Here is a 12,593-nt window from a genome sequence, read left to right as displayed (position 1 = left end):
CCGGCCAAAGCCAGGGGCTGCCGCTGGCAGGCATGGATCACTCGGCGGACGCTTCCAGCCGCACGCCCAGCAGGCTTTCGCACAGACGTGGCGATTGCAGCCGTTGCAGCCACCATTGCAGGGCCCGCCCGGGCTGGCCGGCACGCCAGGCGTACAGCACCTGTTCGGTGGGCGTGATCACGTCCTCCACCTCGCACAGCACGAGCTGGCCCCGCGCGATGGCCGTTGCAGCCAGCGTCAAGGGCAGAAAGCCGCAACCTAGGCCTTGGATCTGCGCCTGTAGCTTGGCGCGCATATTGGGCATGACGATGCGTCGCTGGCTGTCCAGCAAGCCGCGCGTGCCCGGCGGCAGATCGCGTGCCGTATCGGCCACCACGATGGCGCAATGGGCGGCGATGTCCTGCGCGCTCAATGCGCGCGGCAGCCCGGCCAGCGGATGCTCGGGCGCCACGCAAAAGCCGAATTGGGTTTGCCCCATGGCCAGACTGCGATAGGCCCCGGCCGGTGCGGTGGCGGCATCGGCGCCGATCACCAGATCGGCTCGCCCGCTGGCCAGTGCGTCCCAGGTGCCGCTGAGCACTTCCTCGGAAAACTGCAGAGTGGTCCCACCGGCTTCGCTCTCGAAGTCGCGCACAAGGTCGAACAGCGGTTCCCAGGGCAGCACGGCGCTGACGGCGATGCGCAATTCGACTTCCCAGCCGGTCGCCACGCGGCGTACGCGGCAGGCCAGTTCATCCAGCGATTGCAACAGCAGCCGGCCATCCTTGAGCAGCGTTTCTCCGGCCGGCGTGAGCCGGGCGCGCTGGCCGCTGCGATCGAACAGCAGCACATCGAGACGATCTTCCAGCTTGCGCACCGAGTAGGTGACAGCCGACGGCACCTTGCCCAGTTCGCGCGCCGCACGGGCAAAACTGCCGTGACGGGCAATGGCATCGACCATCAGCAGCAGGTCGGGCGTGATGGCGCCCGGCGCGGGCGTATGGGAAAGCGTGGGAGACATTGGTATTCAAATTATTTGAATGACATCTTCAATTCTAGGCCACCCTGCGGTGGCATCCAAGCTTGATAATGGTCTTCATAGGCAACACATCGGGCGTTTTCCTCAAGTGAATCGACCGGCTGTGTATTCAAATTATTGAAATCAGGAGGGCATCATGCTCACGCTGCGCCCGGCCGCTGACCGCGGCCACGCCAACCATGGCTGGCTCGACACTCACCATACTTTTTCTTTCGCCAACTACTACGACCCGGCCCACATGGGCTTCGGGCCGCTGCGTGTCATCAACGACGACCGGATCGCGGCGGGCAGGGGGTTCGGCACGCATGGACACCGGGATATGGAGATCATCACCTATGTCCTGGAAGGCGCCGTAGCGCACAAGGACAGCATGGGAACGGGTTCGGTCATCCGCCCGGGAGACGTTCAGCGTATGAGCGCCGGACGCGGGGTGCTGCATTCGGAGTTCAATCCGCAGCCCGATGCGCCCACGCATATGCTGCAGATCTGGATCGAACCGGACGTCACGGGGATCGAGCCCGAGTATGACCAGAAGACTTTCGACGAAGCCAGCAAGCGCGGCCGCCTCTGTCTGGTCGCTTCGCCCGACGGCGCACAGGGGTCGATGAGATTGCACCAGGATGTCCGTTTGTACGCGGGGCTTTTCGACGGTCAGGAGCAGGCGGAACTGCCGCTGGCGGCGGGACGCCGGGCCTGGGTCCACCTGGCGCGCGGCCGGCTGACGGTCAATGGGCAGGTGTTGAACGCCGGCGACGGGTTGGCCGTGCAAGCCGAGAGTCGTTTGCTTCTGAGCGCAGGCGAGGCGGCCGATGTACTGGTGTTTGATTTACCCTAAAGTAAGACCCAAAGATGCTGGCGGGGCAAGGTGCTCCGCCAGCCGGCATCCCGACTTCCCTGGAGAACCTAGCATGTCTCATCCCGAATCCGTGTCGCCGCTGGAGACCGTGGTTGTTCCCCGCAGCAGCGACCTGGGCGACCTGCAGGTCCGCCGCGCGCTGCCTTCCGCGCAGCGGCGGATGGTGGGTCCCTTTGTCTTTCTCGACGAAATGGGCCCGGTTACCTTTGGCGCAGGCCAGGGCCTGGATGTGCGTCCGCACCCGCACATCGGGCTGTCCACGGTAACGTATCTGTATGAGGGCGGTATCGTGCACCGTGATGGCGCAGGCCATGTGCAGACCATTTTGCCGGGCGAGGTCAACTGGATGACGGCTGGGCGCGGCATCGTGCACTCCGAGCGTTCTTCGCCGGAAAGCCGTCAGGCGCCGCAGCAACTCTTCGGCCTTCAGTTCTGGGTAGGTCTGACCCGCGAGCACGAAGAAACCGAACCGGGCTTCTGGCACCATGGCCGCGACGCGCAGCCTGTGGTCGAAGGCGAGGGCGTAAGCGCCCAGATTGTCGCCGGCAGCCTGTTCGGCAAGACCTCGCCGGTCAAGACCTTGTCGCCTTTGTTCCTGGGAGATGTGCGCATGCGAGCCGGGGCCCGGTTGGAGCTGCCGGCCGAGCACGAGGAGCGTGCCGCCTACCTGACGCAGGGCAGCGTGGCGGTCGACGGGCAGCGTTTCGAGGCGGGCCGTCTGCTGGTGTTCAAGGCGGGCTGTCCTATCACGATCCGTGCCGAAAGCGAGGCGCGTTTTGCGCTGCTGGGGGGCGAACCCTTGGATGGCCCGCGTTTCATCTGGTGGAACTTCGTGTCCAGCCGCAAGGAGCGCATCGAGCAGGCCAAGCACGACTGGCAGCAGGGGCGATTCAATCAGGTGGTGCCCGGCGACGAAACCGAGTTCATTCCCTTGCCTGAACCCCGTTCCTGAGGGAGGGGGCAGCCGCGGCCTATTCGCGTCCGCGCGAGTAGGCCGCCTCGCGTTGCGCCTGCAGCGTTTCGCGGCGGATGTAGTCGCGCACGAAGTCGCTGGCCGGCGCATGACGCAGGTTATAGGGGCTGTCCCATTGCATCAGCTCGCCCTGGGCCATGATGCCGATCTGGTCGGCGATGGCGAAAGCTTCGGCCTGGTTGTGGGTGACCAGTATCGCGGTATGGCCGGTGGCAGTGAGGATTTCCCGAACCTCGAAGGCCAGTCGTTCGCGCGTGTCCACATCGAGGTTGGAGAACGGTTCGTCCAGCAGCAACAGCTCCGGCGAAGGTGCCAGGGCGCGTGCCAGCGCAACCCGTTGCTGCTGCCCGCCGGAAATCTCGTGCGGATAGCTATGCGCGACATGGCCCAGGCCCACCAGATCGAGCATTTCGGCCACGCGCTGGCGCTGCGCCTCGCGCGTCTGGCGACGCAGCCCGAAAGCCACGTTCTGCGACACGGTCAGGTGCGGAAACAAGGCGTAATCCTGAAACATCATGCCGACATTGCGCTTTTCGGGCGCGACTTGTTCGGATTCCGAAGACAGGACACGCCCCCCCAGGGAGATGGACCCGGCGCGCAGCGGTTCGAAGCCGGCGATGGCGCGCAGCACCGTGGTCTTGCCGCAGCCCGACTCTCCCAGCAGGCAGCCGATCTGGCCGGCCGGCAAGGTCAGGCTCAGGTCCTTGACCACCGATTTGAGGCCTTGCGGGGTGTCGTAGGCCAGGGCGAGATGAGCGAGTTCTAGCAGCTTGGGCACGAGGTCAATGTCCCATCTTGAGGTTGGTGCGGGCAAGCAGGATCACCGGCAGCAGGCCGGCCACCACGATGGTCAGGGCCGCCACGGCGCCTTCCTCGTAGGTGCCCCGTGCCGCTTCCGCATAAAGCCAGGTCGCCAGAGTGTCGAAATTGAGCGGCCGCAGCAGCAGCGTGGCCGGCAGTTCCTTCATGGTGTCCACGAAGACGAGCAGGGCGGCGGCGGCCAGGGCAGGGCGCAGCAGCGGCAGGTGCACCCGCCGCAGCGTGCTGCTGGGAGTCTCGCCCAGCAGACGCGAGGCCTGCTCCAGCGAGGGCGGAATGCGTGCCAGCCCGGCTTCCACGCCGCCGGCCGAGATGGCCAGAAAGCGGATCGCATAGGCGCCGACCAGCGCGGCAATGCTGCCCATGAGCAACATGCCCGGAAAGCCGAAGAGATCTCCAGCCAGACGATCGATGGCGGCAAACGGCGCCAGCAATCCGATGGCCAGTACCGTGCCCGGTACGGCGTAGCCCAGGCTGGCCACGCGAGCGCAGACTCGCGCCAGACCTGCGCCGGGCCCCAGGTTGCGTGCCGCCCAGGCCACCGCCAGGCCGCCGAGGACCGTCAGGACCGTGGCGCAGCCGGCCACCAGCAGGGTATTGCCCAGGCTGGAGAGCAACTGTTCGGACACGGCGCCAACCAGGTGCAGGCGCTTGTAGGTTTCGGCCACCAGATAGAGCGCCGGGGCCACAAAGCCCACGACCACCGGGGTCCAGCCGAGCACAACGGCCACGGCGGCCGCCGTCCCGCGCAGGCGTTGCGGCTGCATGGGCCGCATGCGCTGAGTGTTGGCATAGCGTTGGCGCTTGCGCCCGCGCCGCTCCAGCAGCACCAGGGCCACCACGAAGGCCAGCATGGTCAGGGCGATCTGGGCAGCGCTGGCCAGATCGGAGCGCGTCACCCAGGTGGTGTAGACCGAGACGGTGAGGGTTTGCACGCCCAGGAATTCGGAGGCGCCGATATCGTTGAGGGTCTCCAGCAGGGCCAGACTCACACCCACGGCGATGGCCGGCCGGGCCAGCGGCAGCGCAACGCGGAAGAACACCCCCCAGCGCCCGGCTCCCAGCGTGCGCGCAGCCTCGATCAGGCTGGCCGCCTGCGTCATGAACATGACGCGCGTGCTGAGATACACGTAGGGATACAGCACGAAACCCAGCACGAAGATGGCGCCGCCGATGGAGCGCAGGTCCGGCAGGCGGAACTGGCGCGGGCTGTCGTAGCCCAGCAGGTCGCGCAGCGTGGACTGGATCGGGCCGATCGGATGCAGCAGATCGAGATAGGCGAAGGCGATGATATAGGTCGGCACCGCCAGCGGCAGCAGCAAGGCCCAGACCAGGGTCTTGCGGGAGGGGAAATCGTAGGCAGCGACGAGCCAGGCGGCCCCGGTACCCAGCAGGGTCACCAGTACGCCGACGCCGGTCAGCAGCAAGGCGGTGTTGGCCAGGGCCTGCGGCAGCACGTAGCGTGCGAGGTGGTTCCAGTGCGACAGGTCAGAGTCGAAAGCCCACCATCCCAGGCTGATCAGGGGCGCCAGGACGGCGAGTGCAACCAGGACGGCTGCCAGCAGCCAACCCCGGCCGCGCAGGCCGGCGCCGGAAAACCGAGCCAGAGTGAATTTGGACATCATCAGCGAAAAGCACAAAGCGGCCTGTGGGGCCGCCCTGTGGTGTTGGCGATGGCGAGCATGGACTCGCCGAAGGCATCCGGCCGGACTGGGCCGGCCGGAATTCTAACCCGCCATGGCGGATCAGTTGTCGAAGCCGACCTTGTCGACCAGTTCGCTGGCCTGTTTGCGGAACTTGGCGATCTCGGCCACGGGCAGGGCGTCGATCTCGAGCGTGCCGAAGCTGGCGACCACGGGGTCCAGCTTCACGCCCTTGCGCACGGGGTACTCGTAATTGGCCTGGGCGTAGAGCGTCTGGGCCGGTTCGGAAACCAGGTACTCCATCAGCTTGACGGCGTTGTCCTTGTTCGGGGCATGCGCGGCCACGGCTGCGCCGCTCACGTTGACGTGGGTGCCCTTGGACTTGGCGAAGGTCGGGCGCACGACGTTGATGGCATCGCCCCATTTGCGGGCATCGGTGCCGGGCTGGGCGTTTTTCATCTGGCCGACATAGTAGGCATTGGCCAGGCCGATGTCGCAGATGCCGCCAAGGATGTCGCGCGCCACGTCGCGGTCGCCGCCGGCGGCCTTGCGGGCCAGGTTTGCCTTGACGCCGCGCAGCCACTTCTCGGTGGCCTCGGCGCCGTCGTGGGCGATCATGGCCGCGACCAGGGCAGTGTTGTAGGGATGCTGGCCAGAACGGATGCAGACCTTGCCCTTCCACTTGGGATCAGCCAGATCTTCGTACTGGAAGGCATCCAGCTTCATGTCTTTGTCGACGTACAGCACGCGGTCGCGCAGGGAGAGGGCATACCACTGGCCCTTGTCGCCGCGCAGGTTGGCAGGGATCACGCTGTCGAGGGTTTCGGACTTGATGGGCTGGGTGACGCCGCCGTCGACCAGATCGACCAGGTTGCCGATGTCGACCGTCATGAGGATGTCGGCCGGCGACTTGTCGCCCTCGGCCTTGACGCGCTCAAGCAGGCCGTCCTTGACGAAGACGGTGTTGACCTTGATGCCGGTATCCTTGGTGAAAGCATCCAGCAGGGGCTGAACCAGTTTGGGCTCGCGCGTGGTGTAGAGGCTGACCTCTTCCGCTGCGCTGGCCTGATAGGACAGCGAGGCCGCGCCGGCAAGCATGAGCGTGCGCAACAGGGTGTTCAGGGCGGGGCGCTTGAACGTCATCGAAGGATCTCCGGCTGTTGACGCCCGGGGCGGGCGTCGTATCGAAAATGATTATCAAGACGCGAACGATATCAGGAACACTCTCGCTGTTCAACAGAATGTCAGCGTTGCGGACCAGATCCTAGGCGGTCGCTCCGCAGGGGCGGACCCCCGGTTTGAGGCATATCGGTATAACGAACAAATGAGAGCAATTATCAGGTAGATGGAGTAAACTCAGGGCTTACCCTAGGCTTAAAACTGCTGTCTGGCACGCTCCGTCTAGCACTCATGTGTGCCGCCCTGAAAAAATATGGCTGCTTTCAATACTGAGCGCGTGCTGAGCGTGCACCACTGGAACGACACCCTTTTCTCCTTCACCACGACCCGTGACAGCGCCTTGCGTTTTCACAATGGTCACTTCGTGATGATCGGCCTGGAAGTCGAAGGCAAGCCGCTGATGCGTGCCTATAGCATCGCCAGCGCCAACTACGAAGAAAACCTCGAATTCCTCAGCATCAAGGTTCAGGATGGCCCGCTCACCTCGCGGCTGCAACACCTCAAGGAAGGCGACAACATTCTGGTGAGCCGCAAGCCCGTCGGCACCCTGGTGGTCGATGACCTGCGCCCCGGCAAGCACCTGTACCTGTTCGCCACGGGTACTGGCCTGGCCCCCTTCATGAGCATCATCAAGGACCCCGAGGTCTACGAGCGCTTCGACAAAGTGGTGCTGCTGCACGGCGTTCGCTTCGTCAGCGAGTTGGCCTATGCCGACTACATCGAGCGCGAGCTGCCAGAGAACGAGTTCTTCGGCGACATGCTGCGCGGCAAACTCATCTATTACCCCACCGTCACGCGCGAACCTTTCCGCAACCAGGGCCGCCTGACGGAACTGGTCGAGAGCGGCAAGCTCTTCGAGGACATCGGCCTGCCGCCGCTGGATCCGGCCACCGATCGCGCCATGATCTGCGGCAGCCCCCACATGCTGGCCGATATCCGCGCCATGCTGGATGCGCGCGGCTTCGAGGTGTCTCCCGGCGTTGGCGAAGCGGGCGATTATGTCTACGAGCGCGCCTTCGTCGACAAATAATCCGCCGCTCCCGCGACAACAGGCAATGCCGGCACTCCCTTGCCGGCATTTTTTGTTGGACCGTGTCCCGCAAGGGCGTGCCGGGTGGCGGTTGCGCTGCAGGCAATGGCATCATGATCAGGCCCTCAGGCAAGCCGTTTCGGCATACAATTTCGCAAACACCTATTACTGTTCAAGCGTCGATAGGAATGTTTATCCCTCACCAAGGAGCCGCTTTATGAGCAAAGAGATCATCCATACCGATGCGGCCCCGGCCGCCGTGGGTCCGTATTCGCAGGCCGTGGCCGTCTCGGGCAGCAAGACTGTCTACCTGTCGGGCCAGATCGGGCTGGAGCCGGGCAGCGGCGAGCTGGTGTCGGAGAACTTCGACGCTCAGGTGCGTCAGGCCTTCGCCAACATGGAAGCCGTCATCAAGGAAGCCGGCGGTACGTTGAACAACATCGTCAAGCTGACGCTGTTTCTCACCGACCTGAGCCGCTTCACGGCTGCCAACGCCATCATGGCCGAACTGATCCCGCAGCCGTTCCCGGCGCGCTCGACCATCGGTGTGGCCAGCCTGCCCAAGGGCGCGCAGTTCGAGGTCGAGGCCATTCTGGTTCTCTGATCCCGATCCGGCAGCCCATGCCTGCACCAAGCCAGCCAGCCAAGGCCGTCAAGCCCGCCGCCGGCAAGCCAGCCGGCGCGCACTCAGATACTGCGCGCCGACTGCAAAGCCTGGGCCTGCACGCGTCCGAGGACTTCGTGCTGCATCTGCCGCTGCGTTACGAGGATGAAACGCAGATCACTCCGATCTCGGCTTTGCGGCCCGGTATGGCCGCGCAGGTCGAAGGCGAGATTCTGCGCTCGGAAGTGCTCTATCGGCCGCGCCGCCAGCTGACTGCGGTCATTGCCGACGAAAGCGGCGAACTGCAACTGCGTTGGCTGAACTTTTACCCTAGTCAGCAGAAGCAGTTGCAGGCCGGGCACCGCCTGCGCGCGCGTGGCGATGTGCGCGGCAGCCTTTTCGGGCGCGAGATGGTGCACCCGCGCATGACGCGTGCCGATGCCGAACTGCCCACGGCCCTGACTCCCGTCTATCCCAGCACCGAAGGGCTTGCCCAGCCGGTGTTGCGGCGCGCCGTGACGCAGGCTTTGCAGCAGGTCGAGCTGCACGACACGCTGCCCGAGGCGCTGCGCGCAAAGCTGGCGCTGATGTCTTTCGGCGACGCGGTACGCCTGCTGCACGCCCCGCCGCCCGGCACGTCCCAGCAGGCGCTGCTGGAGCGCACGCATCCGGCCTGGCAACGCATCAAATTCGACGAGCTGCTGGCGCAGCAGTTATCCCTGGCCGCGGCGCGCGCGGCGCGCCGCGACAAGCGGGCGCCGCCCATGCCGCCGGATACAGCCGCCGATGGCCTGGTGGCCAGACTGTATGGGGCCTTGCCCTTCACACTGACCGGTGCGCAGCAACGCGTAGTGGCCGAAATCGCCGAAGATCTGGCCCGGCCTTTCCCCATGCATCGTCTGCTGCAGGGCGATGTCGGCAGCGGCAAGACCGTGGTGGCCGCGTTGGCGGCGGCCCAGGCCATTGCCAACGGCTTTCAGGTGGCCCTGATGGCCCCCACCGAAATCCTCGCGGAGCAACATTTCCGCAAACTCGCGGCCTGGCTGGAACCTTTGGGGGTGAAGGTGGCATGGCTGAGCGGCAGCCTGGCCGCCAAGGCCCGCCGGCAGGCCGTTGCCGACGCCGAGTCGGGCGAAGTGCAACTGGTGGTCGGCACCCAGGCGTTGATCCAGGATACGGTCAGTTTCCGTCGCCTGGGGCTTTCTATCGTGGACGAGCAGCATCGTTTCGGTGTCGGCCAGCGGCTGGCGCTCAATCGCAAGGGCGAGGAGGACACCGGGCATGTCGTGCCCCACCAGCTCAACATGAGCGCCACGCCCATTCCGCGCACGCTGGCGATGACGTTTTTCGCGGACCTGGATGTTTCGGTGATCGACGAATTGCCGCCCGGGCGTACGCCGGTCATCACCAAACTGCTGTCCGAGGCCCGTCGCGACGAACTGATAGCGCATATCGCCCAGGCTGCCCGCAGTGGCCGTCAGGCCTATTGGGTCTGTCCGCTGGTCGAGGAGAGCGAGGCGCTGCAGCTGCAGACTGCCGTCGACACCTATGACGCCATGCGCACCGATCTGCCCGATTTGCGCATCGGCCTGGTGCATGGACGCTTGCCGCAAGCCGAGAAAGCTGCCGTGATGGAGGCTTTCCGCGCCGGCGAGGTGGATCTGCTGGTGGCGACCACCGTGATCGAGGTCGGGGTGGACGTGCCCAACGCCTCCCTGATGGTGATCGAGCACGCCGAGCGCTTCGGGCTGGCGCAGCTGCACCAGTTGCGCGGACGGGTAGGGCGTGGTCAGGCCGAGTCGGTGTGCGTGCTGGTGTACCAGACGCCGCTGTCGCAGGTGGCCCGCGAACGCCTGCGGGCCATGTTCGAAACCACCGATGGATTCGAGATCGCGCGGCGGGACCTCGAACAACGCGGACCGGGAGAATTTCTCGGAACGCGTCAGTCGGGCATGGCGTTGCTGCGCTTTGCCGATATGGAACAAGACCTCGCGCTGGCCGAGGCGGCGCGCGAGGCAGCGGTGCAGCTGCGCAAACAGGCGCCGCAGGCTGTCCAGGCCCATCTGGCGCGCTGGATGCGCGGCCGGGAAGATTTCCTGCGTACTTGAAACGGCACATCGATGCCTGCCGCCCCTCGGGGCACACTTTCCAGGAGCCGAAGCAATGACCCTGACCGAATTGAAATACATCGTGGCGGTCGCACGCGAACGCCACTTCGGGCGTGCGGCCGAGGCCTGTTTCGTCAGCCAGCCGACCTTGTCGGTAGCGATACGCAAGCTGGAGGACGAACTGGGCGTCACGCTCTTCGAGCGGGGCGGCTCCGAGGTCGGTGTCACGCCCATCGGGCAGCGCATCGTGGCGCAGGCTCAGAAAGTGCTCGAGGAAAGCGCCAGCATCAAGGAGATCGCCCGCCAGGGGCATGATCCTCTGGCCGGGCCGCTGCGCGTCGGCGTCATCCATACCATCGGGCCTTATCTGCTGCCGCGGCTGGTGCCCGAGCAGATCGCCCGCACGCCGCAAATGCCTCTGCTGCTGCAGGAGAATTTCACCCTGAGGCTGGTGGAACTGTTGCGTCAGGGCGAGATCGACTGCGCCATCATGGCCTTGCCGCTGCCCGAGGCCGGGCTGGTGACCCAACCCCTGTATGACGAACCGTTCGTGGTGGCCGTGCCCCACGAGCACGAGTGGGCCAGGCGCCAGGCCATCGATGCGCAGGATCTGAAACAGCAGACCATGCTGCTATTGGGCAGCGGCCACTGTTTTCGCGACCAGGTGCTGGAAGTCTGTCCGGAGCTGTCGCGCTTTGCCGCCACCAGCGACGGTATTCAGCGCACCTTCGAGGGCTCCTCCCTGGAGACCATCCGCCATATGGTCGCCGCCGGCATCGGCGTGACGGTGCTGCCGGTGACGGCCGTGCCCGAGCATCCTGCCGCCAAGAGTCTGCTGAGCTACGTGCCCTTCAAGGGCGAACCGCCGGTACGTCGCGTGGTGCTTGCCTGGCGGCGCAGCTTTCCGCGCCTGGCTGCGGTCGAGGCGCTGGCGCAGGCCGTCTATGCTTGTGGCTTGCCCGGAGTGACCATGCTCGATGGCGAAGCGCTGGCGACCCAGGCCGATGTGAACTGACAACGCGCCGGTCGTGTCATGCGGCGGCTGTCGCCGTGTCACGAGCGCGGTGGTATTCTTGACTGATCCTCAACCAGGTTAAGGAGCACGGTATGGCAAAGACTTCCAAAGGCAGCGCCAGCGCGCCGCGTATCAATATCGGGATTTCCGACAAGGATCGCGCCGCTGTTGCGGGTGAGCTGGCCAAACTGCTGGCTGACTCGTATTCGCTCTACCTGATGACGCACAATTTCCATTGGAACGTCACCGGGCCGCTTTTCAATACGCTGCACAACATGTTCATGACGCAGTACACGGAAGAGTGGGGCGCGCTTGACGCCATCGCCGAACGTATCCGCGCCCTGGGCCACTATGCGCCGGGCACCTACCGCGAGTATGGCAAACTGACTTCGATCGAAGAACCGAGCGACATCCCCGAGGCCCTGGAAATGGTGCGCATGCTGGTCAAGGGTAACGAAGCCGTGGCCCAGACCGCCCGCGCCGCCTTCGAAAAGGCCGATGCCGCCAACGACCAGCCTACCGCCGACCTGCTCACCCAGCGGCTGGACGTCCATGAAAAGAATGCCTGGATGCTGCGCAGCCTGTTGCAGTAAACCGTTAGCCTGAGTCCGCCCCGCCGCGCGCTTGCCCGGCGGGGCGTTTTCATTTCAGGGCAGGGGAAGCCCGCCCCTGAGCCTGGCGTTGGTGACGGTGCACGCATGGCGGCCAGCCGGGTCGCCGGCCGGTTTCGGCGCTTGGGGTCGTCTCGGAGGCGGCGCCGTTACACGCCAGACGGCACGCCGGCGTAGCGCGGCCAACAACTTCAGGCCCTGAGGCCATTCACCCAGGCCGCTGTCGGCGTTGATGTGGCCTGCCGCGGGCAGGATTACCAGGCGGCTGCTCCAATCGCGCGCGAACCGCTCGGCCCGGGGCAGGCTGCAGTAGGGGTCATTGTCGCTGGCGACCACCACGCTCTGAAAGGGCAACGGCCGGCGGGGCGCGGGCGCGAAGTCCCGCAGACAGACCGGGGTGTCGGGTTGCTCGACATCGGGCGGGGCCACCAACAGGGCGGCGGCTACGCGAGCGTGCAAGGCAACGGGCAGGCCGGCGCTGACCAGGCAGCCCAGGCTGTGGGCGATCAGCAGCACAGGCCAGGGCGCCTCGTCGACAGCCTGGGCCAGACTCTGGATCCAGGCGGCGCGCGAAGGGTTCTGCCAGTCGTGCTGCTGCAGGCGGCGGACGTTGGGCAGGCGCTCGGCCCAGAGGGTCTGCCAATGCCGGGGGCCGGAGTTCTTCCAGCCGGGGACAAGGATAGTTTGCAGTCTCATGCGGCCATGTTGCCCGCCACGCCTGCTGACTCCAACGACTA

General features: G+C 65.6%; 12 protein-coding genes. 7 read left to right on the top strand and 5 right to left on the bottom strand.

Going from position 1 to position 12,593, the window contains the following annotated elements; genetic code table 11:
* Positions 1 to 37: 37 nt before the first annotated feature.
* Positions 38 to 1,000, bottom strand: a complete 963-nt coding sequence (locus A7V84_RS01905; protein ID WP_033534685.1) for a LysR family transcriptional regulator — start codon at positions 998 to 1,000, stop codon at positions 38 to 40.
* 154 nt (positions 1,001 to 1,154) lie between these two features.
* Here A7V84_RS01905 and A7V84_RS01900 point away from each other — a divergent pair, with 154 nt between their 5' ends.
* Together A7V84_RS01900 and A7V84_RS01895 are read left to right on the top strand one after the other, a co-directional pair.
* Complete coding sequence (locus A7V84_RS01900; protein ID WP_033534686.1) at positions 1,155 to 1,853, top strand: pirin family protein; 699 nt, start codon at positions 1,155 to 1,157, stop codon at positions 1,851 to 1,853.
* Positions 1,854 to 1,926: 73 nt separating this feature from the next.
* Complete coding sequence (locus tag A7V84_RS01895) at positions 1,927 to 2,826, top strand: pirin family protein (protein WP_025516322.1); 900 nt, start codon at positions 1,927 to 1,929, stop codon at positions 2,824 to 2,826.
* A gap of 19 nt (positions 2,827 to 2,845) precedes the next feature.
* Here the strand turns inward: A7V84_RS01895 and A7V84_RS01890 are convergent, their stop codons facing one another.
* The 3 genes from A7V84_RS01890 to A7V84_RS01880 all read right to left on the bottom strand — a co-directional run bounded on the left by A7V84_RS01890 (position 2,846) and on the right by A7V84_RS01880 (position 6,452).
* On the bottom strand, positions 2,846 to 3,625 hold the full coding sequence (locus A7V84_RS01890) for an ABC transporter ATP-binding protein (protein ID WP_025516321.1): 780 nt from the start codon (positions 3,623 to 3,625) through the stop codon (positions 2,846 to 2,848).
* Between the two features lie 4 nt (positions 3,626 to 3,629).
* Positions 3,630 to 5,288, bottom strand: coding sequence for an ABC transporter permease (locus A7V84_RS01885; RefSeq protein WP_051348279.1), 1,659 nt, complete (start codon positions 5,286 to 5,288; stop codon positions 3,630 to 3,632).
* A gap of 123 nt (positions 5,289 to 5,411) precedes the next feature.
* Entirely contained in the window at positions 5,412 to 6,452 is a 1,041-nt protein-coding gene (locus A7V84_RS01880) for a Fe(3+) ABC transporter substrate-binding protein (protein ID WP_033534688.1), read from the bottom strand.
* 289 nt (positions 6,453 to 6,741) lie between these two features.
* On the opposite strand from A7V84_RS01880, the gene A7V84_RS01875 reads away from it, so the two are divergent.
* The 5 genes from A7V84_RS01875 (at position 6,742) to A7V84_RS01855 (ending at position 11,838) form a co-directional block, all read left to right on the top strand.
* The gene (locus A7V84_RS01875) at positions 6,742 to 7,518 is read left to right on the top strand and encodes a ferredoxin--NADP reductase (protein WP_025516315.1); all 777 of its coding nucleotides are present in this window, start codon (positions 6,742 to 6,744) and stop codon (positions 7,516 to 7,518) included.
* A gap of 217 nt (positions 7,519 to 7,735) precedes the next feature.
* Positions 7,736 to 8,122, top strand: a complete 387-nt coding sequence (locus A7V84_RS01870; RefSeq protein WP_025516314.1) for a Rid family detoxifying hydrolase — start codon at positions 7,736 to 7,738, stop codon at positions 8,120 to 8,122.
* Between the two features lie 17 nt (positions 8,123 to 8,139).
* Positions 8,140 to 10,230, top strand: a complete 2,091-nt coding sequence (gene recG, locus A7V84_RS01865) for an ATP-dependent DNA helicase RecG (RefSeq protein ID WP_063492243.1) — start codon at positions 8,140 to 8,142, stop codon at positions 10,228 to 10,230.
* A 55-nt stretch (positions 10,231 to 10,285) separates the two neighbouring features.
* Positions 10,286 to 11,245 (top strand): LysR substrate-binding domain-containing protein, encoded by a 960-nt coding sequence (locus A7V84_RS01860; protein ID WP_025516310.1) that lies wholly within the window; start codon positions 10,286 to 10,288, stop codon positions 11,243 to 11,245.
* A 92-nt stretch (positions 11,246 to 11,337) separates the two neighbouring features.
* A complete protein-coding gene (locus A7V84_RS01855; RefSeq protein WP_025516308.1) occupies positions 11,338 to 11,838 on the top strand; it encodes a Dps family protein in 501 nt (166 codons plus the stop codon).
* 54 nt (positions 11,839 to 11,892) lie between these two features.
* On the opposite strand, the gene A7V84_RS01850 is transcribed toward A7V84_RS01855, so the two are convergent.
* Positions 11,893 to 12,552: an RBBP9/YdeN family alpha/beta hydrolase gene (locus A7V84_RS01850; RefSeq protein WP_063492244.1), complete on the bottom strand. Its 660-nt coding sequence runs from the start codon at positions 12,550 to 12,552 to the stop codon at positions 11,893 to 11,895.
* Positions 12,553 to 12,593: the final 41 nt, after the last annotated feature.

The organism is Bordetella trematum (genome assembly GCF_900078335.1).
GTDB classification, from domain to species: domain Bacteria; phylum Pseudomonadota; class Gammaproteobacteria; order Burkholderiales; family Burkholderiaceae_B; genus Bordetella; species Bordetella trematum.
This window is presented reverse-complemented; position numbering and strand designations above follow the sequence as displayed.